The 24,207-nt window shown below is 59.9% G+C and carries 24 protein-coding genes and 2 tRNA genes; 10 read left to right on the top strand and 16 right to left on the bottom strand.

The window, feature by feature from the left end; all coding sequences use genetic code 11:
* Together ACR1XV_RS07440 and ACR1XV_RS07435 are read right to left on the bottom strand one after the other, a co-directional pair.
* On the bottom strand, positions 1-295 hold a 295-nt coding region (locus ACR1XV_RS07440; RefSeq protein WP_480529819.1), incomplete at its 3' end, for a TAXI family TRAP transporter solute-binding subunit.
* Between the two features lie 301 nt (positions 296-596).
* Positions 597-682: transfer RNA gene (locus tag ACR1XV_RS07435), tRNA-Leu, on the bottom strand.
* A 145-nt stretch (positions 683-827) separates the two neighbouring features.
* Here ACR1XV_RS07435 and ACR1XV_RS07430 point away from each other — a divergent pair.
* Together ACR1XV_RS07430 and ACR1XV_RS07425 are read left to right on the top strand one after the other, a co-directional pair.
* The gene (locus ACR1XV_RS07430; RefSeq protein ID WP_480529817.1) at positions 828-1,406 is read left to right on the top strand and encodes a YqaA family protein; all 579 of its coding nucleotides are present in this window, start codon (positions 828-830) and stop codon (positions 1,404-1,406) included.
* On the top strand, positions 1,403-1,867 hold the full coding sequence (locus ACR1XV_RS07425) for a disulfide bond formation protein B (protein ID WP_480529815.1): 465 nt from the start codon (positions 1,403-1,405) through the stop codon (positions 1,865-1,867). The genes ACR1XV_RS07430 and ACR1XV_RS07425 overlap by 4 nt, the downstream gene beginning before the upstream one ends.
* A gap of 6 nt (positions 1,868-1,873) precedes the next feature.
* Here the strand turns inward: ACR1XV_RS07425 and ACR1XV_RS07420 are convergent, their stop codons facing one another.
* Positions 1,874-2,458, bottom strand: coding sequence for an HNH endonuclease (locus tag ACR1XV_RS07420; protein WP_480529813.1), 585 nt, complete (start codon positions 2,456-2,458; stop codon positions 1,874-1,876).
* A gap of 211 nt (positions 2,459-2,669) precedes the next feature.
* Here ACR1XV_RS07420 and ACR1XV_RS07415 point away from each other — a divergent pair, with 211 nt between their 5' ends.
* Positions 2,670-3,275 (top strand): rRNA large subunit pseudouridine synthase E, encoded by a 606-nt coding sequence (locus ACR1XV_RS07415; RefSeq protein WP_480529811.1) that lies wholly within the window; start codon positions 2,670-2,672, stop codon positions 3,273-3,275.
* Positions 3,276-3,281: 6 nt separating this feature from the next.
* Here ACR1XV_RS07415 and ACR1XV_RS07410 read toward each other — a convergent pair whose 3' ends face one another.
* Genes ACR1XV_RS07410 through ACR1XV_RS07400 form a run of 3 tightly spaced genes read right to left on the bottom strand, consistent with a single transcriptional unit; the run spans position 3,282 to position 5,067 of the window.
* Positions 3,282-3,770 carry an N-acetyltransferase family protein gene (locus ACR1XV_RS07410; protein ID WP_480529809.1) on the bottom strand — a complete coding sequence of 163 codons (489 nt, stop codon included), beginning with the start codon at positions 3,768-3,770 and terminating at the stop codon, positions 3,282-3,284.
* A 2-nt stretch (positions 3,771-3,772) separates the two neighbouring features.
* Entirely contained in the window at positions 3,773-4,438 is a 666-nt protein-coding gene (locus ACR1XV_RS07405; protein ID WP_480529807.1) for an alpha/beta hydrolase, read from the bottom strand.
* Complete coding sequence (locus ACR1XV_RS07400) at positions 4,435-5,067, bottom strand: DNA-3-methyladenine glycosylase family protein (protein WP_480529805.1); 633 nt, start codon at positions 5,065-5,067, stop codon at positions 4,435-4,437. The genes ACR1XV_RS07405 and ACR1XV_RS07400 overlap by 4 nt, the downstream gene beginning before the upstream one ends.
* 98 nt (positions 5,068-5,165) lie before the next feature.
* Between ACR1XV_RS07400 and ACR1XV_RS07395 the strand changes: the two genes are divergently transcribed.
* Positions 5,166-6,392, top strand: a complete 1,227-nt coding sequence (locus ACR1XV_RS07395; RefSeq protein ID WP_480529850.1) for an MFS transporter — start codon at positions 5,166-5,168, stop codon at positions 6,390-6,392.
* 2 nt (positions 6,393-6,394) lie between these two features.
* Here ACR1XV_RS07395 and ACR1XV_RS07390 read toward each other — a convergent pair whose 3' ends face one another.
* The 3 genes from ACR1XV_RS07390 to cysS are packed head-to-tail and all read right to left on the bottom strand — an operon-like array spanning position 6,395 to position 10,213.
* Positions 6,395-7,171 (bottom strand): squalene/phytoene synthase family protein, encoded by a 777-nt coding sequence (locus tag ACR1XV_RS07390; protein ID WP_480529803.1) that lies wholly within the window; start codon positions 7,169-7,171, stop codon positions 6,395-6,397.
* Between the two features lies 1 nt (position 7,172).
* Positions 7,173-8,807, bottom strand: a complete 1,635-nt coding sequence (cimA, locus tag ACR1XV_RS07385) for a citramalate synthase (RefSeq protein WP_480529801.1) — start codon at positions 8,805-8,807, stop codon at positions 7,173-7,175.
* A complete protein-coding gene (gene cysS / locus ACR1XV_RS07380; protein WP_480529799.1) occupies positions 8,804-10,213 on the bottom strand; it encodes a cysteine--tRNA ligase in 1,410 nt (469 codons plus the stop codon). Before cysS ends, cimA begins: the two co-directional genes overlap by 4 nt.
* A gap of 266 nt (positions 10,214-10,479) precedes the next feature.
* Here cysS and ACR1XV_RS07375 point away from each other — a divergent pair, with 266 nt between their 5' ends.
* Positions 10,480-11,673 (top strand): pyridoxal phosphate-dependent aminotransferase, encoded by a 1,194-nt coding sequence (locus ACR1XV_RS07375; RefSeq protein ID WP_480529797.1) that lies wholly within the window; start codon positions 10,480-10,482, stop codon positions 11,671-11,673.
* Positions 11,674-11,675: 2 nt separating this feature from the next.
* Here the strand turns inward: ACR1XV_RS07375 and ACR1XV_RS07370 are convergent, their stop codons facing one another.
* Positions 11,676-12,194 (bottom strand): outer membrane protein, encoded by a 519-nt coding sequence (locus ACR1XV_RS07370; protein ID WP_480529795.1) that lies wholly within the window; start codon positions 12,192-12,194, stop codon positions 11,676-11,678.
* A gap of 408 nt (positions 12,195-12,602) precedes the next feature.
* On the opposite strand from ACR1XV_RS07370, the gene ACR1XV_RS07365 reads away from it, so the two are divergent.
* Positions 12,603-14,147 carry a trimethylamine methyltransferase family protein gene (locus ACR1XV_RS07365; RefSeq protein ID WP_480529793.1) on the top strand — a complete coding sequence of 515 codons (1,545 nt, stop codon included), beginning with the start codon at positions 12,603-12,605 and terminating at the stop codon, positions 14,145-14,147.
* A 54-nt stretch (positions 14,148-14,201) separates the two neighbouring features.
* Here the strand turns inward: ACR1XV_RS07365 and ACR1XV_RS07360 are convergent, their stop codons facing one another.
* Together ACR1XV_RS07360 and ACR1XV_RS07355 are read right to left on the bottom strand one after the other, a co-directional pair.
* Positions 14,202-14,447, bottom strand: a complete 246-nt coding sequence (locus tag ACR1XV_RS07360; protein WP_480529791.1) for an EF-hand domain-containing protein — start codon at positions 14,445-14,447, stop codon at positions 14,202-14,204.
* A 545-nt stretch (positions 14,448-14,992) separates the two neighbouring features.
* Positions 14,993-18,610: a vitamin B12-dependent ribonucleotide reductase gene (locus tag ACR1XV_RS07355; protein ID WP_480529789.1), complete on the bottom strand. Its 3,618-nt coding sequence runs from the start codon at positions 18,608-18,610 to the stop codon at positions 14,993-14,995.
* Positions 18,611-19,050: 440 nt separating this feature from the next.
* Between ACR1XV_RS07355 and ACR1XV_RS07350 the strand changes: the two genes are divergently transcribed.
* Positions 19,051-19,590 carry a hypothetical protein gene (locus tag ACR1XV_RS07350; RefSeq protein WP_480529787.1) on the top strand — a complete coding sequence of 180 codons (540 nt, stop codon included), beginning with the start codon at positions 19,051-19,053 and terminating at the stop codon, positions 19,588-19,590.
* 6 nt (positions 19,591-19,596) lie between these two features.
* On the opposite strand, the gene ACR1XV_RS07345 is transcribed toward ACR1XV_RS07350, so the two are convergent.
* From ACR1XV_RS07345 to pdxH, 4 genes are all read right to left on the bottom strand, one after another.
* Positions 19,597-19,673: transfer RNA gene (locus ACR1XV_RS07345), tRNA-Pro, on the bottom strand.
* A 43-nt stretch (positions 19,674-19,716) separates the two neighbouring features.
* The gene (locus tag ACR1XV_RS07340) at positions 19,717-20,184 is read right to left on the bottom strand and encodes a DUF192 domain-containing protein (RefSeq protein ID WP_480529785.1); all 468 of its coding nucleotides are present in this window, start codon (positions 20,182-20,184) and stop codon (positions 19,717-19,719) included.
* A 7-nt stretch (positions 20,185-20,191) separates the two neighbouring features.
* Positions 20,192-20,719 (bottom strand): cold-shock protein, encoded by a 528-nt coding sequence (locus ACR1XV_RS07335; protein WP_480529783.1) that lies wholly within the window; start codon positions 20,717-20,719, stop codon positions 20,192-20,194.
* Between the two features lie 121 nt (positions 20,720-20,840).
* Positions 20,841-21,446 carry a pyridoxamine 5'-phosphate oxidase gene (pdxH, locus tag ACR1XV_RS07330; RefSeq protein WP_480529848.1) on the bottom strand — a complete coding sequence of 202 codons (606 nt, stop codon included), beginning with the start codon at positions 21,444-21,446 and terminating at the stop codon, positions 20,841-20,843.
* Positions 21,447-21,581: 135 nt separating this feature from the next.
* On the opposite strand from pdxH, the gene fabI reads away from it, so the two are divergent.
* From fabI to ACR1XV_RS07315, 3 genes are all read left to right on the top strand, one after another.
* A complete protein-coding gene (gene fabI, locus ACR1XV_RS07325; RefSeq protein WP_480529781.1) occupies positions 21,582-22,388 on the top strand; it encodes an enoyl-ACP reductase FabI in 807 nt (268 codons plus the stop codon).
* 3 nt (positions 22,389-22,391) lie between these two features.
* On the top strand, positions 22,392-22,901 hold the full coding sequence (gene gpt / locus ACR1XV_RS07320) for a xanthine phosphoribosyltransferase (protein WP_480529779.1): 510 nt from the start codon (positions 22,392-22,394) through the stop codon (positions 22,899-22,901).
* Positions 22,902-22,962: 61 nt separating this feature from the next.
* Positions 22,963-24,138 (top strand): aminotransferase, encoded by a 1,176-nt coding sequence (locus ACR1XV_RS07315; protein ID WP_480529777.1) that lies wholly within the window; start codon positions 22,963-22,965, stop codon positions 24,136-24,138.
* The last annotated feature ends 69 nt before the right edge of the window (positions 24,139-24,207 follow it).

Genomic DNA, 24,207 nt, shown 5'->3' with positions numbered 1-24,207 from the left:
AGGTGCCGTTATACGCATGGTACTGCCAGTCCGACTGCGCCACACCAAACTCCAGCTCGCCCTCGCGAATGGTGTTGATGTTGTAAACCGAACCACCCGTCGATTCCACAGAACACCGAACCCCATGTTCCTTGCGCCCCTTGTTCACCAAACGGCAAATCGCACCACCCGTCGGATAGTAGACACCCGTCACACCGCCCGTCCCAATCGTGATAAACTCCTCAGCATAAACAGCCGGCGCTAAAAAGGCGGCGGTCGCGAAGGCGGTGAGGCTGATTTTAACCTTGTTCTTCATCTTTGATCTCCCTGTTGTCTTCTTCGGCAGACTTGACGACACCCGAACATCGGCACCAGCGCCGCTTCGGCAACGTAAAGCATGTCAATATTTGATTTTTTCCAAAGTCTCCCAACGCCTATGAGGTTTCATTCAGAGACGGCACTTGTCAAGTGCGCCCCCTGCCTGAACCCACAAAAGCTGCAGTTTTGAAGAGGTTTGGAGGATTTTCCCCGTAACAGCCTGAAACGGGTCGACCCCAGAATGCTCCGCAGCAAAGCGGACACAACGTCCCGGCAGTCTCTGATTTCAATGCCGAATGTGGTGCCCAAGGAGAGACTCGAACTCTCACGCCCGTGAAGGCGGGGGATTTTGAATCCCCTGCGTCTACCATTCCGCCACTTGGGCCACGTCAACCGAATTAGCCTTCAACCGGCGGAAGGTCCAGAGGCAAAAAACAACCACCCCGCCGATTGTTTCGCGGGCAGAGGTTGACCCTCTGGCACGCGCGTGCTTTGGCTTGGCCCAAAAGTTACCCGGATATTTGTGCCTTATGCTGCGATCCCTTTATGACTGGACCATTCGTCTGGCCGAGCACCCTCATGCTTTGTGGGCGCTGGCCATCGTCGCCTTTGTCGAAAGCTCGTTTTTTCCGATCCCGCCGGATGTGCTGATGATCCCGATGATCCTGGCGCGCCCCTCGCGTGCGTGGCTGATTGCTACCGTCGCGCTGGTTGCCTCGGTGCTGGGTGGGATGCTGGGCTATGCGATCGGCGCGTTCTTCTATGAAAGCATCGGCCAGCCCATTCTGGAATCCATGGGCAAGGCAGAGGCGATGGAAGAATTCAATCATCGCTTCAACGATTTCGGCTTCTTGGCGGTGCTCACCGCAGGCATCACGCCGTTTCCCTACAAGGTCATCACGATCATGTCCGGCTGGACCGGGATGCCGCTGGGTACATTTGTCGCCACCTCGATTCTGGCCCGCGCGTTGCGATTCTTTGTGGTGGCCGGGCTGCTTTGGAAGTTCGGCGAACCGATCCGCGACTTTATCGAAAAGCGGCTGGGTCTGGTCTTTACCGCCTTCATTGTCCTCTTGATCGGAGGATTCCTTCTGGTGCCACATCTATGACACTCAAGAAAACACTCATCCTGATGGCAGCCGGAGGATCGGCGGCCTTGCTTCTCGGGGCCTGGGGCTTTCAGTATCTCGGCGGCATGGCGCCGTGCAAAATGTGTATCTGGCAAAGATACCCGCATGGCGCGGCCGTCATTCTGGGGCTGCTGTTCTTTGCCTTTCCGCGCATTGGCATCCTGCCGCTGCTGGGCGCACTGGCCGCCGCAACGACTGCCGGTCTGGGCTTTTTTCACGCGGGCGTGGAGAAGGGCTGGTGGGAGGGGCCGTCCTCATGCACATCCGGTGATATCAGCGGCATGTCCACCGACGACCTGTTCAACCAGATCATGAACGCTCCGCTGGTACGCTGCGACGAGGTGCCGTGGGAGCTGTTTGGCGTCTCGATGGCAGGTTGGAACTTCCTCGCCTCGGTCGGTTTCGCGCTGCTCTGGCTGATTGCCTGGCGCTTGCGCTAGGTCTGATCAAGCGTCTAGTTCGGCATCCCAGTAGAGGAAGTCGATCCAGCTGTCATGCAGGTGGTTCGGTGGGAATTTCCGACCAATGTTGCGCAACGCTTCGGCATCCGGCTGACGCGGGGGCTTGTTCAAAGACATCCCGGCCTGCCGCAGCGATTTGGACCCTTTGCGCAGGTTGCACGGGCTACAGGCGGCCACGACGTTCTGCCAACTTGTGACGCCCCCGGCGGCACGAGGGACAACGTGATCAAAGGTCAGATCACCGCGACTGCCGCAATACTGGCATTTGAATTCATCCCTCAGAAATAAATTAAAGCGCGTGAAGGCCACGCGCTTTCTGGGTTTTACATAGTCTTTCAACACGACGACCGAGGGTATTCGGATCTCGGTACTGGGGCTGCGGACCACCTCATCATATTCGGCCACAATGTCCACCCGGTCCAGCCAGGCGGCCTTGATCGCCTCCTGCCACGGCCAGAGGGACAACGGATAGTACGACAAAGGGCGATAATCAGCGTTCAGAACCAATGCCGGATGATGCCTGAGCGCACCTGGTTCCCTGACAAATTCGGTCCTGAAGTCTCCGTCCATAACAGAATCGCTCCTCGCTCTGTACTGCCCGTTTGTGACATCAGAGCGGGGAACACCCGCCCCGGCCTTAGCTCAACTATATCTCGTGTTAAATCTCTGACAAGTGCCGAGTTCACACAACATCTCGGGTATTCGTTATGCCGAATCCGTAACAGATAAGTGACACTTATCCACAGGTTGCGCTGATGTGGCGCGGACGCTATGGCGGGGCATGTCCTGGTTCATCCGTTTCAACAAACCCTATGATGTACTGCCGCAGTTCACGGACCGCGCCAATGCGGACTCGCCCCGCAGCACGCTATCGGATTTCATCGACCTGCCCGGCGTTTATCCTGCCGGTCGTCTGGATCGCGACAGCGAAGGGCTGATGCTGCTGACCGACAACGGCCGATTGCAAGCGCAGATATCCGACCCCAAACACAAGATGGCCAAGACCTATTGGGTGCAGGTCGAAGGCATACCGGATACGGCGGCGCTGACGGCGCTGCGCGAGGGCGTAGAGTTGAAAGACGGCCTGACCCGCCCCGCCAAGGCGCGCCTGATCGACGAACCTGAAAACCTCTGGCCGCGCACCCCGCCGATCCGGGTGCGGCAGACCGTGCCGGACTGCTGGCTTGAACTGACACTCCGCGAGGGTCGCAACCGTCAGGTACGCCGGATGACGGCAGCCGTCGGCCACCCGACCCTGCGCCTGATCCGCGCCCGGATCGGAGACTGCTCGCTCGACGGGCTTGCGCCCGGACAGTGGGACAGCCTGCCAATGCCGACGCTCAGCACCGCAGCACCGCGCAAACGTGACCGTCGCCCGCGCCGGTGACGGGCTTCAACCCAAATCGTAGCGCTTGGTGATGCGGTCGATCGGCGTACCGTTCTGCAGCGGCACCGCATAGGTGACCGCGAAATCACGAAACCCCAACTTGTCGTAATAGCTCAACCCCATCCGGTTATCCGCCCGGATCGTCGCGCTGAGCGCAGACAGGCCGACCGCGCGGGCTGCCAGTTCGGTCTCTTGAAACAGGGCGCGTCCGGCACCTTTCAGAATGGGCTCACGTCGGGTGAAGGTGGCGATATCGCCGCAGTCATCGGGCAGGGTCTCATGCGTACCCAACCACTGGAAACCCGCCACCTGCCCTTCGGGATCCAGAGCGACGTGGCAACATATCTTGTCTGCACCGTCCAGAAAGCTCTGCCGGAACAGGGCGTCCGAGAACGGGGTTTCATGTGCAGTGGTTCCACCGATCTCAATGATCTGATTGAGAATGCGGCATGCGTCCGCCACATCCTCGCGCATCATGGGACGCACGGTGATCATAGTCACAGGCTCAGTTTGTCGCGCATGAACGCCAAAGCAACGCTCAGACCATCCGGAGCAATACCGTGGCCGGTGCCCTTCATGACATGCGCGTAAACCTCTTTGAACCCGGCGCTTTGCAAGGCCTCGGCTGCTTCGGGCAGCGATTGCGGCGGAACCACATCATCAGCATCGCCATGGACCAGCAGCACCGGCATCCGGCTCACCACCTCATCCGGCAGCAGGTCAGGCTCCAGCAGTCGTCCCGAGAAGGCGACGATCCCGGCCACCGGGTCTTCACGGCGCGGGGCGACGTGCAGGCTCATCATGGTGCCTTGGCTGAAGCCGAACAGAACGACCTGTTCAGGCAGAACATCCTCATCCACCATCAGCGCATCCAGAAAGGCGTTGAAATCCTCAACCGCCATTTCCATCCCGCGCCGGGCCTCTTCCTCGGACGAGCCGTCGATCCACGGGATCGGGAACCACTGAAAGCCGTTGGGCATGCCCGCGATCTGCTCGGGCGCATCGGGGGCCACGAACAGCGTATCGGGCAAGTGTTCGCCCAGCGGATCGGCCAGACCCAGCAGATCGGCCCCGTTCGCGCCATAGCCATGCACAAACACCACGACCGAGCGTGTATCCCCCGAAACCGGCTCTTTCCTCAGCGCATTCAAAACCCGTGTCATCTGATCCCTTCTCTGTCTTTGGCGACCCGGTAATAGGCCCACAACACCCGCGCCGCAACGGATCGCCACGGCGACCACGCTTCGGCCATCTGGCGCAACTCTTTGTCTGTCGGTCGTTTTGGCAAGTCATAGAGGATGCGCGCCGCCTCTTGCAGCGCCAGATCACCCGGCGCAATCACATCGGCGCGACCCAGTGAGAACATCGCATAAATCTCGGCGGTCCAGACGCCTATGCCCGGCACCTCGGTCAGGATCGCCACCACCTGATCATCCGGCGCATCGCGCAGCGCCTTGTAATCGATCCGCGCCTCGGCCAGCGCACGGGCATAGCGGATTTTCTGACGGCTGAGCCCAACCGTACGCAAATCGTCATCCGTCGCCCACATGATCTTGCGCGGGCCGGTCAGTTTCGCATCCCGCAACCGCTTCCAGATCGCATTGGCCGAGGCCACGCTGACCTGCTGGCTGACAATCGCGCTGAGCAACTGGGCAAACCCATCCGGCTTGCGCCGAAGCGGCAGCGGGCCGGTCTGTTCCATCGCATAGGCCATCCGCGGACAGGCCCCGGCCAGCCACTCGGCCCCTTCGGTCACGCAGTCCGGGGTTTCGATGATGCGTCCGACGGACATGCGCTCTCCGATAAGTGATCCTTGCCTGCACGTTAGGCGGATGTGCCGCATATGCAACCCGCTTGTGTGCCGCCGCAATCGCCGATAACCATTTGCCCATGATACTGACCGCTGCTGCCCCAGACGACACCCAGGCCAAACGCAACGTCGCCGTATTGGTGGCAGCGCAGGCCGTGCTGGGGTCGCAGATGCCGATGATGTTCATCGTCGGCGGGCTGGCCGGGCAATCGCTCGCCAGCAACGCCTGTCTTGCCACATTGCCGATCTCGCTGATCGTTCTGGGCTCGATGATGGCGGCGACGCCGATCTCGGCCATCATGCAGCGCTGGGGGAGGCGCGCGGGGTTCCTTGTCGGCTCAACCGCGGGGGCTGCGGGCGGGGTGATCGGCGCCTATGGCCTGTATCTGGGTTCGTTCCCTTTGTTCCTTGTCGGTAGCTTCCTGACCGGCATCTACATGAGCGCGCATGGCTTCTATCGCTTTGCCGCTGCCGACACCGCATCGGACGCATTCCGGCCCAAAGCCATATCCTACGTCATGGCCGGAGGGCTGGCGGCAGCAATCATCGGACCGCAGATCGTCAAGCTGACCTCGCAGGCCTATGTGATCCCGTTTCTGGGCACCTATCTGGCCGTGATAGCGATCAACGTCTTCGGCTCGGCGCTGTTCTTCTTCCTCGACATCCCGACCCCGCCGAAGCCCACAAAGGATGAACCCAGAGGCCGCACCCGGCTGGAGCTGCTGAAAACACCGCGCATCGCGGTGGCGATCATCTGCGCCATGGTCTCCTACGCGCTGATGAACCTTGTGATGACATCGACGCCGCTGGCCGTTGTCGGCTGCGGTTACACCGAGGGCGATGCGGCAGACATCGTCACTAGTCACGTGCTGGCCATGTATATTCCCAGCTTCTTCACCGGCCATCTGATCGCGCGGTTCGGGGTCGAAAAGATCGTGACCCTTGGGCTGGCCATCCTTGGCGGGGCGGGCATCGTGGCCCTGCAAGGCGTCGATCTGGGCAACTTCTTCGTCGCCCTGATCCTGCTGGGCATCGGCTGGAATTTCGGCTTCATCGGGGCGACCAGCATGCTGGCGGACTCGCACGAAGTGCATGAGCGTGGACGGATGCAGGGCCTGAACGACCTGCTGGTCTTTGGCGGAGTCACCTTTGCCTCGCTGGCGTCGGGAGGGTTGATGAACTGCTCGGGCGGTTCGGCGGTCGAGGGCTGGACGGCGGTGAACCTCGCCATGATCCCGCTTCTGACGCTCGCAGGTGGCGCGCTGTTGTGGCTGGTGCTGAGGCCCTCCGACCCGCAAACAGCCTGACCCTACCAGCGCCCCGTTGCCGCAGTTTTCATCAGCGAAAACCGGCGGCGGATTTCACCCTGCGCCAAAGCCCCTGCGGCCACTCGTTCGGGCCGTGCCAAGGCGGCCCGCAACACCCATTCGGTCTGCCACCCGGCATAGAGCGCAGGCCGCGCTTGCGCGGTAACATCATTGCGCGCCGCCCGCGCGCGCGCCAGCCGGTCCAACGCCTTCTGCGCCAGCGCCCGAACCCCATCCTGCGTCCCGTCGAGCAAGGGAATCCTGCCCCGCGCCTCAAGCGCGGGGATGGCCCGGAACCAGTTCGCAATCCCCGTGGCATAGCCAAAGTCACGCAGAACAGCCTCGTCTGCGGACCCCAAAGCCTGCGCAGACACCACCATCAGCGTTCCGGCGCTCTGGTCGATATAGGCGTCGAAATGCGCCTCATCCTCAAACGGATCGCGGTAGATATCCCAACGTCTTACGGCCACATATTCATCCAACTGCGCCGCCAGATGAGGCGAGATCACACGGGACAAAGGCGTCACAACCTCATGCCGCCGGACGGTTGGACCTTCGGCAATCTCCTGCACCGCATCGCGCCACCATTGCAGGCGCATCTCGGCGATCATGCTTTCCTGCGTCACCCAAGGCGCGCGTGCCACCTCGACATTCAGCGCATAGATCGGAAACAGAACCGCCCGCGCCGAAACCGGCGCAGCCATCGCCGCCATGAAACGATCCGGATCGGCCTTATGGACCAGTGCGGCGCAGGCCTTTATGTCGTCGTCGAATTCCACGTTATTCCGCAGCGGCGGAGCGCGGCGCGCAATCGCTCACCAGTTTCCACTGGATCGCGTCCAGCAGAGCCTCAAACGACGCGTCGATTATGTTCGCACTGACGCCAACAGTGGACCAGCGCCGCCCCTGCCCGTCCTCGCTGTCGATGATCACGCGGGTCACCGCCTCGGTCCCGCCCTGAGTGATGCGCACCTTAAAGTCGACCAGCCGCATATCCGCCAGTATCTGCGAATACTGCCCCAGATCCTTGGCCAGAGCCTTCGCCAAAGCGTTCACCGGACCCCGATCGCTGCCGTCTTCATCTAGCGATTCACTAACCGACAGTTTCTTCTCACCGTCTACTTTCACAACAACAACCGCCTCGGACAGGCTGACCATCTTGTTGTATTTGTTCTTCCGGCGCTCAACCGTCACCTTATAACGCTTGACCTCGAAGAATTCGGGCAACTGCCCCAACTCATCCCGCGCCAGCAGCTCAAAACTGGCCTGCGCGGTGTCATAGGAATAGCCCTCAGCCTCGCGCGTTTTGATCCGTTCAAGGATACGCCCCAACGCCGGATCGCCCGCGTCGACAGTCAGTCCCGCATCGGTCAGACGCTTGCGCAGGTTCGACTGCCCGGCCTGGTTCGACATCGGAATGATGCGCGCATTGCCGACGCTTGCCGGGTCGATATGTTCATAGGTCGACGGGTCCTTGAGGATCGCACTGGCATGCAGCCCCGCCTTATGCGCAAAGGCCGAGGCCCCAACATAGGCGCTCTGCTTGCTGGGCACACGGTTGAGGATATCGTCCAGCATCCGGCTAATCCGCGTCAACCCCGCCAGCGCCTCGGGCTTCACCCCGATCTCGTAGCGCGAGGCGTAGGGTTCCTTGAGCATCAGCGTCGGGACCAGTGCGGTCAGGTTGGCGTTACCGCATCGCTCACCCAACCCGTTCAGCGTGCCCTGCACCTGACGCGCCCCAGCATCGACGGCGGCCAGAGAACACGCCACCGCATTCTCGGTATCGTTATGCGTATGAATGCCCAGCCGATCCCCGGGCAGACCGGCGGAGATCACCTCGGACACGATGCGCCCAACCTCGGCAGGCAGGGCACCGCCATTGGTGTCGCACAAAACGACCCATCGCGCGCCGGCATCCAGCGCGGCGCGGCAGACCTCAACCGCGTATTCGGGGTTGTCCTTGTAGCCGTCAAAGAAATGCTCGGCATCGAACAAAGCCTCGCGCCCCTGCGCCACGATATGTGCGACCGAGGCCCGCACGTTTTCGGTGTTCTCCTCCAGCGCAATGCCAAGCGCATCCGTCACATGGTAGTCATGCGATTTTCCGACCAGACAGACCGCAGGCGTCCCGGCATTCATCACCGCGGCCAGCACGTCATCATTTTCGGCCGACCGCCCCGCGCGCTTGGTCATCCCAAACGCCGTCAAACGGGCGGCAGTATTGGGCGCTGCTTCAAAGAACGCGCTGTCTGTCGGGTTCGCGCCGGGCCAGCCGCCTTCGATGTAACCCACGCCCAACGCATCCAGTGCCTGCGCGATCTGCACCTTCTCGGCGGTCGAAAACTGCACGCCTTGCGTTTGCTGCCCGTCCCGCAAGGTGGTGTCGTAAAGGTAAAGACGCTGTTTGGTCATTCTACCCACTCCAGCAGCTTGGTGGCATCGAAACCAGTGCCGGGTACCAGTTCCACGCCCTCCTTGCTCATCCGAACCTCCAGCCCGGCGGCGACATACGCAGCCTTCAGACGATCCACCTCCGAGAAATCCTTGCTATCCATAGCCAGTTTCCGCGCCAGCACGAGCCGGTCCGCGCAGCGTGCAATCATCGAATCAAAAGCTGAAGGCAAACCCCACTCAACTGCTTTAGCCAAATCAATTCCCAAAAAAGCCAGAGAGCTCTTCAAAGCACCCAGTTCTTTTTGGGCCGACAATTCGTGCAAACGAGTGATCGCGGCCGACGTGTTTAAGTCGTTGCACAAAGACTGAACCACTTCCGCGTCGGGCTCGAAATCTGCATCGACATCTAGGGTTTGATTGTACCAATGCCGTAAGGTTTTTGCTGCAGAATTTGCCTTCTTCTCTGTCCAATCCATCGGCTTGCGATAATGGGTCTGCAGGAAGACAAAGCGGATCACTTCACCCGGCACACCCTGTTCCAACAGATCATGGACGGTAAAGAAATTGCCCAGCGATTTGGACATCTTCTTGCCTTCGACCTGCAGCATCTCGTTGTGCAGCCAGACCCGCGCGAATTCTCCATGCGGATGGGCGCACTTGCTCTGAGCAATCTCGTTCTCATGATGCGGGAACATCAGATCGTTCCCGCCGCCATGAATGTCGAAGCTCTCACCCAACAGCTCATAGCTCATGGCCGAGCATTCAATATGCCAGCCCGGACGCCCCCGGCCCCACGGGCTGTCCCAGCCGGGCAACTCGTCTGTCGATGGCTTCCACAGCACAAAATCCATCGGGTTCTTCTTGTAGGGCGCAACCTCAACCCGCGCGCCCGCAACCATGTCATCGACCGACCGACCCGACAGCGCGCCGTAATCGTCCTTCCAGCTATCCACGGCAAACAGCACATGCCCCTCGGCGGCATAAGCATGCCCCTTGGCAATCAGGTCCTCGATCATCGCGATCATCTGCGCGATGTACTGCGTGGCACGCGGCATCTCATCAGGCTCCATCGCGCCCAGAGCACCCATGTCATGCAGATACCAGCCAATGGTTTCGTCCGAGCGTTCCTGCACCAACTGCTCCAAAGAGCCATCGGCTCCGGCCTTCTTACGCGCCAGAGCCGTCGCGTTGATCTTGTCATCAACATCGGTGAAATTGCGCACATAGGTCACATGATCGGCACCATAAACATAACGCAACAACCGGTAGAGCACGTCAAACACCACAACAGGACGCGCATTTCCCAGATGGGCGCGATCATAGACCGTCGGGCCACAGACATACATCCGCACATTGCTAGGATCGATCGGCGCGAAATCCTCTTTCGCCCGGCTCCTCGTGTTGTGCAGTTTGATCGTTGTCATCGGGTCGTGCTCCTGAAACAGCATATACGTCACGCGTTGGCGCGGGCTTAGCAACTTGTCTCAGGGATGAAAACGAAAGAAACCGGCCCGCTTGAGAAATCAGCAGGGAATGCAGCAGATAATGATGCGGGTTTTCCGGTTCATGCGCCCTGCCTAGCATGGGTTCGCCTCCCCGCCAAGTCCTGAGTTCGCCCGGGGTGCCGTCGCGAAGCCGATTGACAAAACCTTGGCGCTCTGCCCCATTTCGCCCAAAGGGAGCGCGCGCCATGAAACTATCACATCGCATCACGCATCTGACCGGCGGCGGATCGGACGGGTGGGACGTGTTCTACCGCGCCCGCCAGATGATCGCCGAAGGTCACGCCGTCACCGAGCTGACCATCGGCGAGCATGATATCGGCACCGACCCCTCGATTCTGACGGCGATGGATGCCTCGGCGCGCGACGGTCATACAGGGTATGCGATGGTACCGGGGACCGATCTGCTGCGCGATACGGTCGCCGCGCGAGTCCAGCTGCGCACCGGTGTAAGGACAACCCGAGACAACGTGCTGATCACGCCGGGCGGTCAGGCGGCGCTGTTTGCTGCGCATACCGCCCTATGCGATCCCGGTGATGTGGGCCTCTATCTTGACCCCTACTACGCCACCTATCCCGGCACCATCCGAGGGGCCGGAGCCATCGCCCGCCCCATCGCGACCCGTGCCGAAGACGCCTTTCAGCCGCGCGCCGAGGACATAGACGCCGCCGCCGATGACGCGGTCTCTCTGCTGATCAACACACCGAACAACCCGACCGGCGTGGTTTATGCCCCTGAAACACTCGCGGCCATCGCCGAACTGTGCCAACGCCGAGACCTTTGGCTGATCTCGGACGAGGTCTATGACACGCAGGTCTGGGACGGTAGCCATCTGTCCCCACGCGCCCTGCCCGGCATGGCCGAGCGCACGCTGGTCATCGGATCGATGTCTAAATCTCACGCGATGACCGGCTCGCGCTGTGGCTGGATCGTAGCACCGGAGGAGGTCATCGCGCATCTGATCAACCTCGCCACCCACACGACGTACGGCGTACCGGGGTTCATTCAGGACGCCGCCAGCTATGCCCTGAGTGCCGGCTCCGATCTTGAAGCCCAAATAGCCGAGCCCTTCCGCCGTCGCCGTGCGCTGGCGCTGGACGTTCTGGCCGCACAGCAGACAGTGGGCCTGATCCCGGCCCAGGGGGCGATGTACTTGATGCTCGACATCCGTGCGACGGGCCTCAGCGGCGAAGCCTTTGCCAACGCCTTGCTGGACACACACGCGATTGCGGTCATGCCCGGCGAGAGTTTCGGTGCCGCCGCAGCCGGACACATCCGCGTCGCGATGACGATCGCCGATGACAAGTTCGTCGCGTCGTTGAAGTTGCTCTGTGATCTGGCCGGGCAGTTAGCCCAGCGGGCGCAAACCGCGGCCAGTTAGGATCAGAACCGGAATGTCGTCCGTAAATTAAAGACGTTGGCGTCCAGATTGCTGCCCGAATTCGGAATGTCGTCGAAACTCTGCCGCAATGCCTCCCCGCTGATGACAAACCGTTCGCCCAGAGGATAGGCAACCCCGATTCCATAGACAGCCGCGGTATCGCTATCGCCAGAGGTGCTGGCCCGCGCGGTACCGACGACGACATACCCCAGCGCCGAGCCAAAATCATAGCCGCCCCGCAGTTTCAGCCTCGTTAGGCTGTCCAGACTACCCTCGGACTGGCCCAGATCAAGGTTCAGGCGGTTATATTCAAGCTCGCCCCCTAGGACGAAATTGCCGAAATCGTAGTCATATCCGATATGAGGACCAAAGCCGAAATCGTTTCCACCGGCTCCGCCCGAACCATCCGCATCGGCATAGCCAAAGCTGAACCCCGCATAAGCACCGGTCCAGTCCTCAGCACTCACCGAGCCCGCTCCGATCAGCAGCGCTGCGGCGACTATGGCCAGCTTTGATTTCATTCAGACCTCCGAACATACGATGCCGGTCGGGTGGATCGCGGGGCGACTTTGGCAGCAGCTCCCTGACTTCTGACTTAAACTTACAAGCTTTGGTTAAATAACTATGTACAGCGTAACAGGTTTTTAGCCCCACGGGAAAGAACATTTGATCACGCGTTCTTGGGCGCATGTGGGGCACCCGATCGATCCGGAACGGCAAACAGAGGTCGCAAACAGAGTAGATTGCGCCGCAAAGCGTTGAAACACTTTCAGTCAGGAAACCGAGGATGCCGATGCAGAATGAGGTCTGGAAGATCTGCCTGATCAGCCGCACCATTGGGGCAGATCGTGGACGCGCGGCGCGGGGTCGACCTCACGCGTTCTAACCGTGCCTGAAAACCTGTTTCTGCTTCAAATCCGGACCTTTCCATGAATGATCAAACCCGCACCTCATCCCGCAGCGGCGGCCGCGCCGCCCGCCGCGCCGCGCGCGCCGCAGCCCTGCCCGAACATATGCGCCCCGTCCGCCCGGGCATGGAGGGCGGCACATACAAGCCGCTGAGCCCGCTGGATGTCGAGAAAATCCATCATGCAGCGCTAAAAGCGTTGGAAACTATAGGGTTAGCCGACGCTCCTCAGAGCGGAATCGACTATCTTGTGGGGGCCGGCTGCACGCTCGGGGATGATGGGCGCATCCGCTTCCCTGCGGCGCTTGTCGAGGACACGCTGGCCCGTGCCAACCGATCTGTGACCCTCTACAGCCGTGACGGGCAGACCGACCTAGAGCTTTCGGGCAACCGGGTGCACTACGGTACCGCCGGGGCCGCGGTCCATATGGTCGACGTGACCGGACGGGAATATCGCGATTCGACGGTGCAGGATCTGCATGATGCCGCGAAGATTTGCGATCAGCTGGATAACATCCACTTTGTCCAACGCCCCATGGTGTGCCGTGACATCATCGACAATCTCGAGATGGACCTGAACACTATCTACGCCTGCTGTTCGGGCACATTCAAACATATCGGCACCTCCTTCACCGACCCGAGCTATGTCGCGCAAGCCGTTGAAATGATTCATATGATTGCTGGCGGAGAAGACGCATGGCGCGCGCGACCCTTCGTGTCGAACTCGAACTGCTTCGTGGTCCCGCCGATGAAATTCGCCACCGAAAGCTGCCAGGTGATGGAGGAATGCATCAAGGCCGGATTGCCGGTTCTGCTGTTGTCGGCAGGCATGGCCGGTGCAACCGCCCCTTCGACCATCGCCGGAGCCATTACGCAAGCCACCGCCGAATGCCTCGCCGGATTAGTTTATGTAAACGCTGTAAGTCCCGGTGCACCTGCAATTTTTGGCACATGGCCCTTTGGTCTGGACCTACGCACCGGTGCGATGTCTGTCGGCTCCGGCGAACAAGCGCTACTCAGCGCCGGTTGCGCTCAGATGCACAAGTTCTACGACCTACCGGGCGGTGCGGCGGCCGGAGCCTCGGATTCGAAACTACCCGACATGCAGGCTGGATGGGAGCAGATGTGTTCAAACATCATGGCCGGACTGTCGGGAACGAATATGATCTACGAAGCGGCCGGAATGCACTCTTCCCTTCTGGGTTTTTGCCATGAATCCCTGATCTTAGGAGACGATCTTATCGGGCAGGCGCAACGTTGTGTACGGGGGATCGAAGTCACCGACGAGACTCTGGCTTTGGATCAGATGGCCGAAGTGTGTATGGGCGGACCGGGGCATTATCTGGGTACGGATGCCACGCTGGGACGCATGCAGACAGATTATGTCTATCCGACACTGGGCGACCGGACCTCGCCCAAAGAATGGGCCGAGTTGGGAAAACCGGATCTGGTCGAAAAAGCCACAGCCCGGAAGGAGGAGATTCTGTCGGCCCCCTCGAACGCCCGATTTGATCCACTTCTGGACGCGGAACTACGTCGCAAGTTTAACATTCACTTGACGCCCTAATACGCTGAAAACAAGCGGCCCGAACCAATCCGGGCCGCCCTTCTTGATGATCATTTACCCGTTGGACGGTGGCAGCAATCCTGCCTCCTGCGCAACGGCAACTTCATCCTGATCCAGCGCGCCGTCGCCATTCGCATCCATCTGTGCGAATCCTTCGGCATCAACATCAGGCACGACCGCCTGAACCTCGTCGATGGTCAAAACTCCGTCGCCATTGGTGTCAGCCGAGCTTTGAGCAAGCCCTGTGACCGGCAGCCCAAAAGCCAGAGCAGAGACGATTACCAGTTTCTTCGATTCCATTTTTATGCCTCCTGAATGTGTTTTCTTGAGTGTCAGTGTCCGGACAACGGCTAAGAAATCGCTATTCCTGGGTTACGTCACTCGCTCTGCTTGAAATTGCAGCGTTCGCGCCAATCTCCGCGTGTTTGACAGAGTCGCGTCTGCGGACCATTGCCGGACGAAATAGACATGGTGCGTATCGGCGGGACTTGCCCTATGCGACCGGGATGATCCGGCAAGGCGCTGCTCAGACGACCCGACTCGGGGTAGAAAAAGAAAGGGGGCCGAAGCCCCCTGTCAGTTTCGCCTTCCAGGCTCATTTCGTTGACCGCCCGGTGTTTTTTTGCCTGCGGCCTGGACTGCGCATGGGACGAGCGCACCCGCCCCGTGAGAGAGTGGGAAAGAGCAAATATTCCGCCCCACCCTGTTCCCGACCGACACGGGCATGTCGGCCGAGTGGAAAAAGGCATCGATGGTAAGTCTCAGCGCCTTTTTCCGTGTTCGTCGGGGTCGGTACCTGTGGCAGCTATCCGACCCCTGCACCCCGGGTTGCCGGGGCGCTAAACTCAGCTACACCCGCTTGTTGCGCCGCAGGTGTTGCATTTCATGCAGGTGCCGTTGCGCACCAGCGTGTAGTTTCCGCATTCGCCGCAAGGATCACCCTCGTACCCCTGCATCTTGGCTTTGGTCCGCGCGTCCATCCCGGTGGCAACCGCCGTCTCGGCAGGCGCATCGAACGAAGCTGCGGCTTCGGCCATACCGGTCACATCGGTCTGACCGCCATTGAAGACCATCAGGTCTTGCGGCAGGCGCTTGCGCAGATAACCGGTCGAACTGATTTGCTTCAGCACTTCCAGAGACCGGGTTGCCGCCGTGTCACTGATTTCCGACAGATTAGACAGGCCGTCTTCTTCGCCCCGACCCATGTCGTCAAAGGTTGCACCCTCGGGCTTCACATGCGCCAGATCGGTGCGGTCCAGATAGGACACGGCCAGTTCGCGGAAGATGTAGTCCAGGATCGACGTCGCGTTCTTGATCGAGTCGTTGCCCTGCACCATCCCGGCCGGTTCGAACTTGGTGAAGGTGAACGCGTCGACGAACTCCTCCAACGGCACACCGTATTGCAGGCCGACCGACACGGCGATGGCGAAGTTGTTCATCATCGCACGGAAGCCAGCGCCTTCCTTGTGCATGTCGATGAAGATCTCGCCCAGCTTGCCGTCTTCGAACTCACCGGTGCGCAGATAAACTTTGTGGCCGCCGACGATTGCTTTCTGGGTATAGCCCTTGCGGCGATGGGGCAGTTTCTCACGATGGCTGCGGATCATTTCCTTGACCACAACCTTCTCGATCACCTTCTCGGCCAGAACGACGGCTTTCTCTTGCGTCGAACCGCTTTCCAGCACTTCCGCTGCTTCGTCGTCATCCTCGACCAGCGCTGCGGCCAGAGGCTGAGACAGTTTCGAGCCGTCGCGGTACAGCGCATTGGCCTTCACACCCAACGACCAGCTGAGTTCGTAGGCTTTCTGGCAATCCTCGATGGTCGCGTCATTCGGCATGTTGATCGTCTTCGAGATGGCGCCGGAGATGAAGCTTTGCGCTGCCGCCATCATGGTGATATGGCTATCAACCCCAAGGAAACGCTTACCTTTCTTGCCGCACGGGTTGGCGCAGTCGAAGATCGCGTAGTGTTCCTCTTTCAGGTGCGGCGCGCCTTCCAGCGTCATGGTTCCGCAGACATGATCGTTCGCTGCGTCGATATCCGCCTTGGTAAAGCCCAAGTGGCGCAACAGGTCGAAAGTCGGATCATTCAGCTTGGTCGCCGGAATGCCCAGAACGCCAGTGCAGAAATCCTCACCCAGCGTCCACTGGTTGAAGACAAAGCGGATGTCGAAGGCGCTTTCCAGTGCAGCGTCCACTTTCGCCAGCTCATTCGGGCCAAATCCATGCCCGGTCAGAGAGGTGTGGTTGATCCCCGGCGCGTTGCCGATGGTGCCGTGTCCGACCGCATAGCTGACGATCTCCTCGATCTGCGCCGAGGAATAGCCCAGTTTTTCCAGCGCCGACGGCACGGAGCGGTTGATGATCTTGAAGTAGCCGCCACCGGCCAGTTTCTTGAACTTGACCAGAGCAAAGTCCGGCTCGATCCCGGTGGTGTCACAATCCATCACCAGACCAATGGTGCCGGTGGGCGCGATCACGGTGGCCTGCGCGTTGCGATAGCCGTTCTTCTCACCCAGGCTCAGCGCTTCATCCCAAGCGGACATGGCCAGATCGATCAAACGCTTGTCCGGGCAGTTGCCGTGGTCCAGAGGCACCGGCTTCACAGCCAGTTTCTCGTAGCCAGTCGTAACACCCTGCGACGCACGGCGGTGGTTGCGAATAACCCGCAACATATGATCCGCGTTCCGTTCGTACCCCTTGAACGGTCCAAGCTCCCCAGCAATCTCAGCCGAGGTCGCATAGGCCACACCAGTCATGATCGCAGTCAGCGCGCCACAGATCGCCCGACCCTCATCCGAGTCATAGCTGTAGCCCATGTTCATCAGCAGTCCGCCGATATTGGCATAACCCAGGCCCAGCGTGCGGAAGTCATAAGACAGCTGCGCGATTTCCTTCGATGGGAATTGCGCCATCGTCACCGAGATTTCCAACGTCAGGGTCCACAGACGCGAGGCGTGCATGTAATCCGCCGCCTGGAACTCACCGTCCTTGAGGAAGGTCAGCAGGTTCATCGAGGCAAGGTTACAGGCCGTGTCGTCCAGGAACATGTATTCCGAGCACGGGTTCGATCCGCGAATCTCACCATCTTCGGGGCATGTGTGCCATTCGTTTACGGTGTCGTGGAACTGGATGCCCGGATCGGCGCAGGCCCATGCGGCATGGCCAACCTTTTCCCACAGATCCCGCGCCTTGACGGTTTTGGCGACCTTGCCATCGGTGCGGTTGATCAGCTCCCAATCGGCGTCCTTCTCAACAGCGGTCAGGAACGCGTTGGTCACGCGGATCGAGTTGTTCGAGTTCTGGCCCGAGACCGAGCTATAGGCCTCCGAATCCCAGTCTGTATCGTAGGTCGGGAATTCGATACTGTCGTGGCCCTGCTTGGCATAATCCAGTACGCGCTTGATGTAAGTCTCAGGGATCGCGACCTTTTTGGCCTCACGAACAGCCTTCTTCAACGCGTCGTTCGAATTCGGATCGTAAGCGTCATCCGCAGACCCGTCCCAAGACCGAATGGCCTCGAAAATGCCATTCAGCATCTTCTCGTGCATCTTCGACCCGGCAACGATCGAGGCCACTTTTTGCTCTTCGAGCACCTTCCATTCGATGAATTGCTCGATATCGGGGTGATCGGCGTCCACGATCACCATCTTTGCTGCTCGACGGGTTGTCCCGCCTGATTTGATCGCGCCAGCGGCGCGATCGCCGATCTTGAGAAAGCCCATCAGGCCCGAGGATTTTCCGCCACCCGACAGCGCCTCGCCTTCTGCGCGCAGATGGCTGAAGTTCGTACCAGTGCCCGAGCCGTATTTGAACAGGCGCGCCTCGCGCACCCACAGGTCCATGATGCCGCCTTCGTTCACCAGATCATCATCGACGGACTGGATGAAACACGCGTGCGGCTGCGGATGTTCGTATGCGGATTTCGACTTGGTCAGTTTGCCGGTTTTGTAATCGACATAATGGTGCCCCTGCGCCGGGCCGTCGATTCCATAAGCCCAATGCAGACCCGTGTTGAACCACTGAGGCGAATTCGGCGCCGCGCGCTGGGTCGCCAGCATGTAGCGCATCTCGTCGAAATAGGCGCGAGCATCATCCTCGGTCGAGAAATAGCCGCCCTTCCAGCCCCAATAAGCCCACGCACCGGCCAGACGGTCGAATACCTGCTTGGACGAGGTTTCGCCTGTGAATTCAGCACCTTCTGCGGGCACCGAACGCCACAGGAATTCCGGAACGTCTTTCTCTTTGACCTTCTTCAGCGCAGACGGAACACCCGCCTTGCGGAAATATTTCTGCGCGATGACGTCGCTGGCAACCTGGCTCCATTTCGCGGGGACCTCAATCTCGTCTAGACGGAAAACGATTGTACCATCCGGGTTGCGGATTTCAGAGGTCGCCGAGACAAAGTCCAGATCGGAATATGCATCCTGTCCCGGTTTGGTGAATTTTCTTTCAATCTTCATGTCCGCTGCCCCAGCTTCAGGTTGTCCAAAATTCTCAACGCCGGCACCAAATCTTGTGTTGCGGGGTGCCGCCCGCATGACCGACGAGATCGGGACGTGTAGGGACCGGACGCTGCCTGTCGCAGCGCAAAACCGCTAACACAGCTGCACGTCATACTGGTTTGCTATCCGTCCCTCGTTCGCTGCCGCTTCTGGTTATTGTCTACCAGATTTTGTGGCTCGCCTCTCGGCTCATACAACTTGACGTATGCACCCATATCTGGTCAACGGGCTTTTTCATCCATTTTACAAATCTTTTGGCTTGACCCGGTTCATCGAACCGGCGGGAAATCGCCGGTCGGCGATTCCTCCACAGGCACCTTGTTCGTACCAACGGATGGACAGGTCAAAGTCCCAAACCGATTTCCCGTTTTGAACGGCACAGTTACGCAGGACGGGATATGCGTCGAACGGTTAAACAACCCACCAGAGAATCATCGTCAGGCCCACCTGCACCATGCCATAGTTGCGATGTTGTGTTTCTTAGTCCGGGATCCGTTTCAGCCATGCGCCTGCTTGCTCCGCTACCCCTTCTGGCCCTGATCGTGTCCTGCACATCACAGGACGTGCCTCCGGCCTCACGCAGCGCTCAGTTCCCCGAATACCCACAAAAACTGTTCCGCACCTTCAAGACAGACTGCGCCGGCCCCGGTGACAGCTACCGAAAGACCGGCACAAACAGCGTCGAATGCCGCGAGACCCTTTCGCCCGAGGCGACGGCCTATCTGATTCTCAATTTCGATGGGTACCCGCAAAACCTGCCGCAGATCGTAACCCGCCTGAGTTCCAGTAAAAACCAAGCGGGTTATCGGGTAGACGCGGAACTGTTCTTCCTTGTGCCGCAGAAAAACGGCAAGACCGTCAGGATACCAGTTGAAAGCAAAGATCTGGATCGGGATTTTTCACGGCTCTACACCGATTTCGGTGGAACGCCGGTGTGATTAAAGTGGTCGGGGCGGCAGGATTCGAACCTACGACCCCCTGTACCCAAAACAGGTGCGCTACCAGACTGCGCCACGCCCCGGACCGTGCGCCTTCCTAAACGTGGTGGTTTGATTTGAAAAGCCCTAACAGGGCCAAATCGCGGGGCCTTGCGAAAAAACTTCATGCCGCATCTGGGTTCCCGGACGAAGGGCATAGCGCTCGGCCAGACCCGCGTTGATCTCGAGCACTGCATAAACCGAATCGCCGCCCTCGATTGGCGTCAGGTCGCCCGGTATGGCCCCCTCATGAACCCGCGTCACGGTTCCGGTGCGGTCAATGAAAATCATATCCAGAGGAATCAGCGTGTTCTTCATCCAGAATGCGACCGGCTGTGGCGGGTCGAAGATAAACAGCATCCCGGACCGGCTTGGCATGGTTTCCCGAAACATCAACCCGCGCGAGCGCTCTTGCGGCGTCACCGCCAGTTCGATGTCAAACCTGACCTGCGCCAGATCGTTCCGCAGCTCAATCCGGTCGGCGCGGCATTCCGCACGAGCCGCTCCACCGGACAAAGCCGTGAGAACCGCCAGAACTGCCGCGAACTTTTTCATCTGCCGATTAGTCGCCCAGGGCCGCTTCCCAGGCCAGAACCTGTGCCGCCATACGCCCGCGCTTGCCGTCAATGACGCGCATCGCAAGCGCTTCACCCGGCTGCAGGTCGGCCAACCCAGAACGGCGCAAGACCTCGATGTGCAAGAAGACATCTTCGCTGCTGCCAAACACATTGGCAAAGCCAAAGCCCTTGCCTTTGTCAAACCACTTGACCCGCGCCGCCTCAAGCGGAGCGCTGCCGATCACGCTGGGATCGAGCTCGGCAAAGTCAGCCAGCATCATGGTTTCAGTCCGCACGGGCGGATCAATGCTGACAACCTCGACCGCCTGAACACCCCGGTCAGTCTTGTGGGTCATGATCTCAATGCCCGCACCATCCGCGACCGAGCTCTGCCCGAAGTTCCGCAAGACGTTGACATGCAACAGAATATCAGGGCCGCCTTCGTCGGACACAACAAATCCGTACCCCTTGGCGGGGTCGAACCATTTGACGTGTCCACGGACGCGATACATGCTGTTCAGATCTTCTGGCACTGTTTTCCCATTACGATGCTAGCGGGGTCGTTAAGGGTCTGTTGTTTATGGTATTGGCCCGCAAATTCAAGCTGAAAAAAACCTTTGTTTGCTGGCCTTTGCATTTCGCGATACGTGAGAGTCATGGATTCAGCCTCTGCACTTGCCATTCGGAATCAGGGTTGTCCCGGCGCCATTGAAACCTGTCGTGCAGCCGAAAGGCGCCATCCGCCCAGAATTCGATCTCGACCGGCGTCAAACGGTACCCGCCCCAGAATTCCGGACGCGGCGGATTCGGTCCCAGCCTAGTTGTCAGCTTCGCCACCTCTGCCATCAGCGATGCGCGGCTTTTCAGCGGCTGCGATTGACGTGAAGCCCACGCCCCCAAACGGCTTTTAAGCGAGCGAGAGGCATAATATTCATCGGCTTTCGGCCCATCTTCGCGGGTGATTGTACCACGAACGCGGATTTGACGCCGCAATGATTTCCAGTGCATCACAAACGCGGCCTTGCCTGCGCTGCTCAACTCCTCAGCCTTGGCGCTTTTATAGTTGGTGTAGAATACAAACGCATCCGGCTCGATCTCTTTCAGCAAAACCATCCGGACATTGGGCAAACCCTGTTCATCGACGGTTGCCAGCGCAATCGCATTCGGGTCGTTTGTCTCGGTCTTTTCCGCCTCGGCCAGCCACCGGCCCGCAATTTCAAACGGATCGGTTCCGGCAAAGATGCCACTGCGCTCGTTCATTTCCATCCCCTGGAAACAATTGTTTCCGACCCTAAGGCGAGAAGCCGCTGCGGGCAAGAGGACATGGCCTTGATGCAGGCCAATCAATGGCATAAACCAACCGAAAGCAATGCGACGACAGGCGGAGAACCGAAGATGTCAAATCAGTTGATGGCCGGAAAACGCGGCCTCATCATGGGACTGGCCAATGACAAATCAATCGCATGGGGAATCGCCCGCGCCTTGTCCGATGCCGGGGCCGAGCTGGCCTTTTCCTATCAGGGCGACGCTCTGAAGAAACGCGTCGACCCTCTGGCGGCGCAACTGGGCAGCGAGATCGTCCTGCCCTGCGATGTCAGCGACGAAGAGTCCATCGACGGGCTGTTCACAGCGCTTGAACAGAAGTGGGGTAAGCTGGATTTCGTTGTCCACGCCATTGGCTTTTCGGACAAAAACGAACTGCGCGGCCGCTATGTCGACACCAGCCGCGCCAATTTCAGCCTGACCATGGATGTTTCGGTCTATTCCTTCACCGCAGTCATGCAGCGGGCCGAGAAGCTGATGACCGAAGGCGGCAGCGCCGTCACACTCACCTATTACGGGGCCGAACAGGTGATGCCGCACTATAATGTCATGGGTGTCGCCAAGGCCGCGCTGGAAGCGTCGGTCAAATACCTCGCCGAAGATCTCGGCAAGGACGGCATTCGCGTAAACGCCATTTCGGCGGGCCCTATCAAGACACTGGCCGCCAGCGGCATTGGCGACTTCCGCTACATCATGAAGTGGAACGAGTATAACTCGCCCCTGCGCCGCAACGTGACCATCGACGATGTCGGCAACTCGGCGCTCTATCTGCTGTCCGATCTCAGCAGCGGCGTGACCGGAGAGAACCTGCATGTGGATTCGGGCTATCACATCGTCGGCATGAAAGCCGTTGACGCACCAGACGTTGAAAAGGGTTAAGTCATGAGCGCCAAGGACCGCCTGCCCCACGAAAAAGGCTTTCACATCAGCTGGGACCAAATTCACCGCGACTCGCGCGCGCTGGCATGGCGGCTCGACGGGCAAGGCCCCGACGATGGCGCATGGCGCGCCGTTGTGGCCATCACCCGCGGCGGCATGGCGCCCGCGATGATCGTCAGCCGAGAACTCGACATTCGCACCGTCGACACGGTCAGCGTGAAATCCTACCACCATCAAGCTCAGGGCGAGGCCGAGGTGCTCAAGGCCCCCAACACCGACCTGATGGGCGACGGCACCGGCGTCCTGATCATCGACGATCTGGTCGACAGCGGCAAAACGCTGGAACTGGTGCGCGAAATGTACCCCAAGGCCCATTTCGCCACCGTCTACGCCAAACCCAAAGGCCGTCCGATGGTCGACACCTACATCACCGAGGTCTCTCAGGACACATGGATCTTCTTCCCGTGGGATATGGCATTGCAATATGTCGAACCCTACCGCGGCACCGACTGATCCTTCTTCTGTTCAAAAATACTTCGGAGCGCGAGGCAGAGCCTCGCAATATACTCACACCATGACACAGACCCGCACCAGCGCCACCTTCCCCCCTCCGGTGATGGAGGCGCGCCGCTGGCTTGACGGTGTCACCTTCCCCGCGGATCGCCCCCTGATCAATGTAAGCCAGGCAGCCCCGGTTGACCCGCCGCCGCTGGGGCTGCGTCAGGCCATGGCAGATTTCGCGGTGTCGCAGGACAGCGCGCATCTCTATGGCCCGGTTCTGGGCAATGACGATCTGCGGTCCGAGCTCGCAGCGCAAATCAGCGCCCACTACGCCGCGCAGGTCGCCGCCAATCAGATCGCCATCACCTCGGGCTGCAATCAGGCGTTTTCGGCCGTCATCTCAGCCATCACCGATCAGGGGGATCAGGTCATCCTGCCGACCCCATGGTATTTTAACCATAAAATGTGGCTGGATATGGCCGGTGTCACCGCGATCGATCTGCCCACCGGCGATGACCTTCTGCCCGACCCCGAGCAAGCCCGCGCGCTGATCACCGACAAAACCCGTGCAATCGCGCTGGTCACGCCGAACAATCCCGGCGGCGTGGAATATCCAGCCGAGCTGGTGCGCGCTTTCTATGATCTTGCACAGGAAACCGGCCTGTACCTGCTGGTGGACGAAACCTACCGCGATTTCGACAGCCGCAGCGGCCCCCCTCACGAACTGTTCCAGCAACACGCGTGGGACGACTCGCTTGTCCATCTCTATTCTTTCTCGAAAGCCTACCGCCTGACCGGCCACCGCGTCGGGGCGCTTGCGACCAACCCTGCCTTGCTGGCCGAGATCGAGAAATTCCTCGACACCGTGGCCATCTGCCCGGGCCAAATCGGCCAGTTCGCCGCGCTCTGGGGGATGCAGAACCTGTCGCAATGGGTCGCCGGAGAGCGGGATGAAATCCTAGACCGCCGCGCTGCGATCACCGAAGGGATGCCGCGCCTTGCGGACAAGGGCTGGCGTCTGCTGGGGCTGGGGGCCTATTTTGCCTACCTCGAACACCCGTTCGACATGCCCTCGGACGAACTGGCCAAGCGGCTGGTCGCCGATGCGGGTGTGCTACTGTTGCCCGGCACCATGTTTATGCCCACGCATGACTCCGCCGGACAGCGCCAGGTCCGCATCGCATTTGCCAATCTCGACCGCGCCGGAATCGCGCAATTGTTCGAGCGGCTGGAAACCCTCACCTTCTAAGCTTGCCCCCCGGCGGCGTGCATCGTATTCAGGGCCGCAACCGACAGGGCAGACATAACCAAGAGGGCA

This window comes from Ruegeria sp. AD2(2025), from assembly GCF_056542385.1.
The sequence above is the reverse complement of the archived record's forward strand: the minus strand, read 5'-3'. Positions and strand labels throughout refer to the sequence as shown.

What these genes read in the sequence shown, in the direction of transcription:
- gpt (WP_480529779.1), top strand. Translation starts at nt 22,392, where the DNA reads ATGAGCGCCAAGGACCGCCTGCCCCACGAAAAAGGCTTTCACATCAGC.
- cysS (WP_480529799.1), bottom strand. Translation starts at nt 10,213, where the DNA reads ATGACAACGATCAAACTGCACAACACGAGGAGCCGGGCGAAAGAGGAT.
- ACR1XV_RS07405 (WP_480529807.1), bottom strand. Translation starts at nt 4,438, where the DNA reads ATGACACGGGTTTTGAATGCGCTGAGGAAAGAGCCGGTTTCGGGGGAT.
- pdxH (WP_480529848.1), bottom strand. Translation starts at nt 21,446, where the DNA reads ATGAACGAGCGCAGTGGCATCTTTGCCGGAACCGATCCGTTTGAAATT.
- ACR1XV_RS07415 (WP_480529811.1), top strand. Translation starts at nt 2,670, where the DNA reads ATGTCCTGGTTCATCCGTTTCAACAAACCCTATGATGTACTGCCGCAG.
- cimA (WP_480529801.1), bottom strand. Translation starts at nt 8,807, where the DNA reads ATGACCAAACAGCGTCTTTACCTTTACGACACCACCTTGCGGGACGGG.
- ACR1XV_RS07395 (WP_480529850.1), top strand. Translation starts at nt 5,166, where the DNA reads ATGATACTGACCGCTGCTGCCCCAGACGACACCCAGGCCAAACGCAAC.
- ACR1XV_RS07425 (WP_480529815.1), top strand. Translation starts at nt 1,403, where the DNA reads ATGACACTCAAGAAAACACTCATCCTGATGGCAGCCGGAGGATCGGCG.
- ACR1XV_RS07350 (WP_480529787.1), top strand. Translation starts at nt 19,051, where the DNA reads ATGCGTCGAACGGTTAAACAACCCACCAGAGAATCATCGTCAGGCCCA.
- ACR1XV_RS07360 (WP_480529791.1), bottom strand. Translation starts at nt 14,447, where the DNA reads ATGGAATCGAAGAAACTGGTAATCGTCTCTGCTCTGGCTTTTGGGCTG.
- fabI (WP_480529781.1), top strand. Translation starts at nt 21,582, where the DNA reads ATGTCAAATCAGTTGATGGCCGGAAAACGCGGCCTCATCATGGGACTG.
- ACR1XV_RS07315 (WP_480529777.1), top strand. Translation starts at nt 22,963, where the DNA reads ATGACACAGACCCGCACCAGCGCCACCTTCCCCCCTCCGGTGATGGAG.
- ACR1XV_RS07365 (WP_480529793.1), top strand. Translation starts at nt 12,603, where the DNA reads ATGAATGATCAAACCCGCACCTCATCCCGCAGCGGCGGCCGCGCCGCC.
- ACR1XV_RS07340 (WP_480529785.1), bottom strand. Translation starts at nt 20,184, where the DNA reads ATGAAAAAGTTCGCGGCAGTTCTGGCGGTTCTCACGGCTTTGTCCGGT.
- ACR1XV_RS07355 (WP_480529789.1), bottom strand. Translation starts at nt 18,610, where the DNA reads ATGAAGATTGAAAGAAAATTCACCAAACCGGGACAGGATGCATATTCC.
- ACR1XV_RS07375 (WP_480529797.1), top strand. Translation starts at nt 10,480, where the DNA reads ATGAAACTATCACATCGCATCACGCATCTGACCGGCGGCGGATCGGAC.
- ACR1XV_RS07410 (WP_480529809.1), bottom strand. Translation starts at nt 3,770, where the DNA reads ATGATCACCGTGCGTCCCATGATGCGCGAGGATGTGGCGGACGCATGC.
- ACR1XV_RS07420 (WP_480529813.1), bottom strand. Translation starts at nt 2,458, where the DNA reads ATGGACGGAGACTTCAGGACCGAATTTGTCAGGGAACCAGGTGCGCTC.
- ACR1XV_RS07430 (WP_480529817.1), top strand. Translation starts at nt 828, where the DNA reads ATGCTGCGATCCCTTTATGACTGGACCATTCGTCTGGCCGAGCACCCT.
- ACR1XV_RS07400 (WP_480529805.1), bottom strand. Translation starts at nt 5,067, where the DNA reads ATGTCCGTCGGACGCATCATCGAAACCCCGGACTGCGTGACCGAAGGG.
- ACR1XV_RS07370 (WP_480529795.1), bottom strand. Translation starts at nt 12,194, where the DNA reads ATGAAATCAAAGCTGGCCATAGTCGCCGCAGCGCTGCTGATCGGAGCG.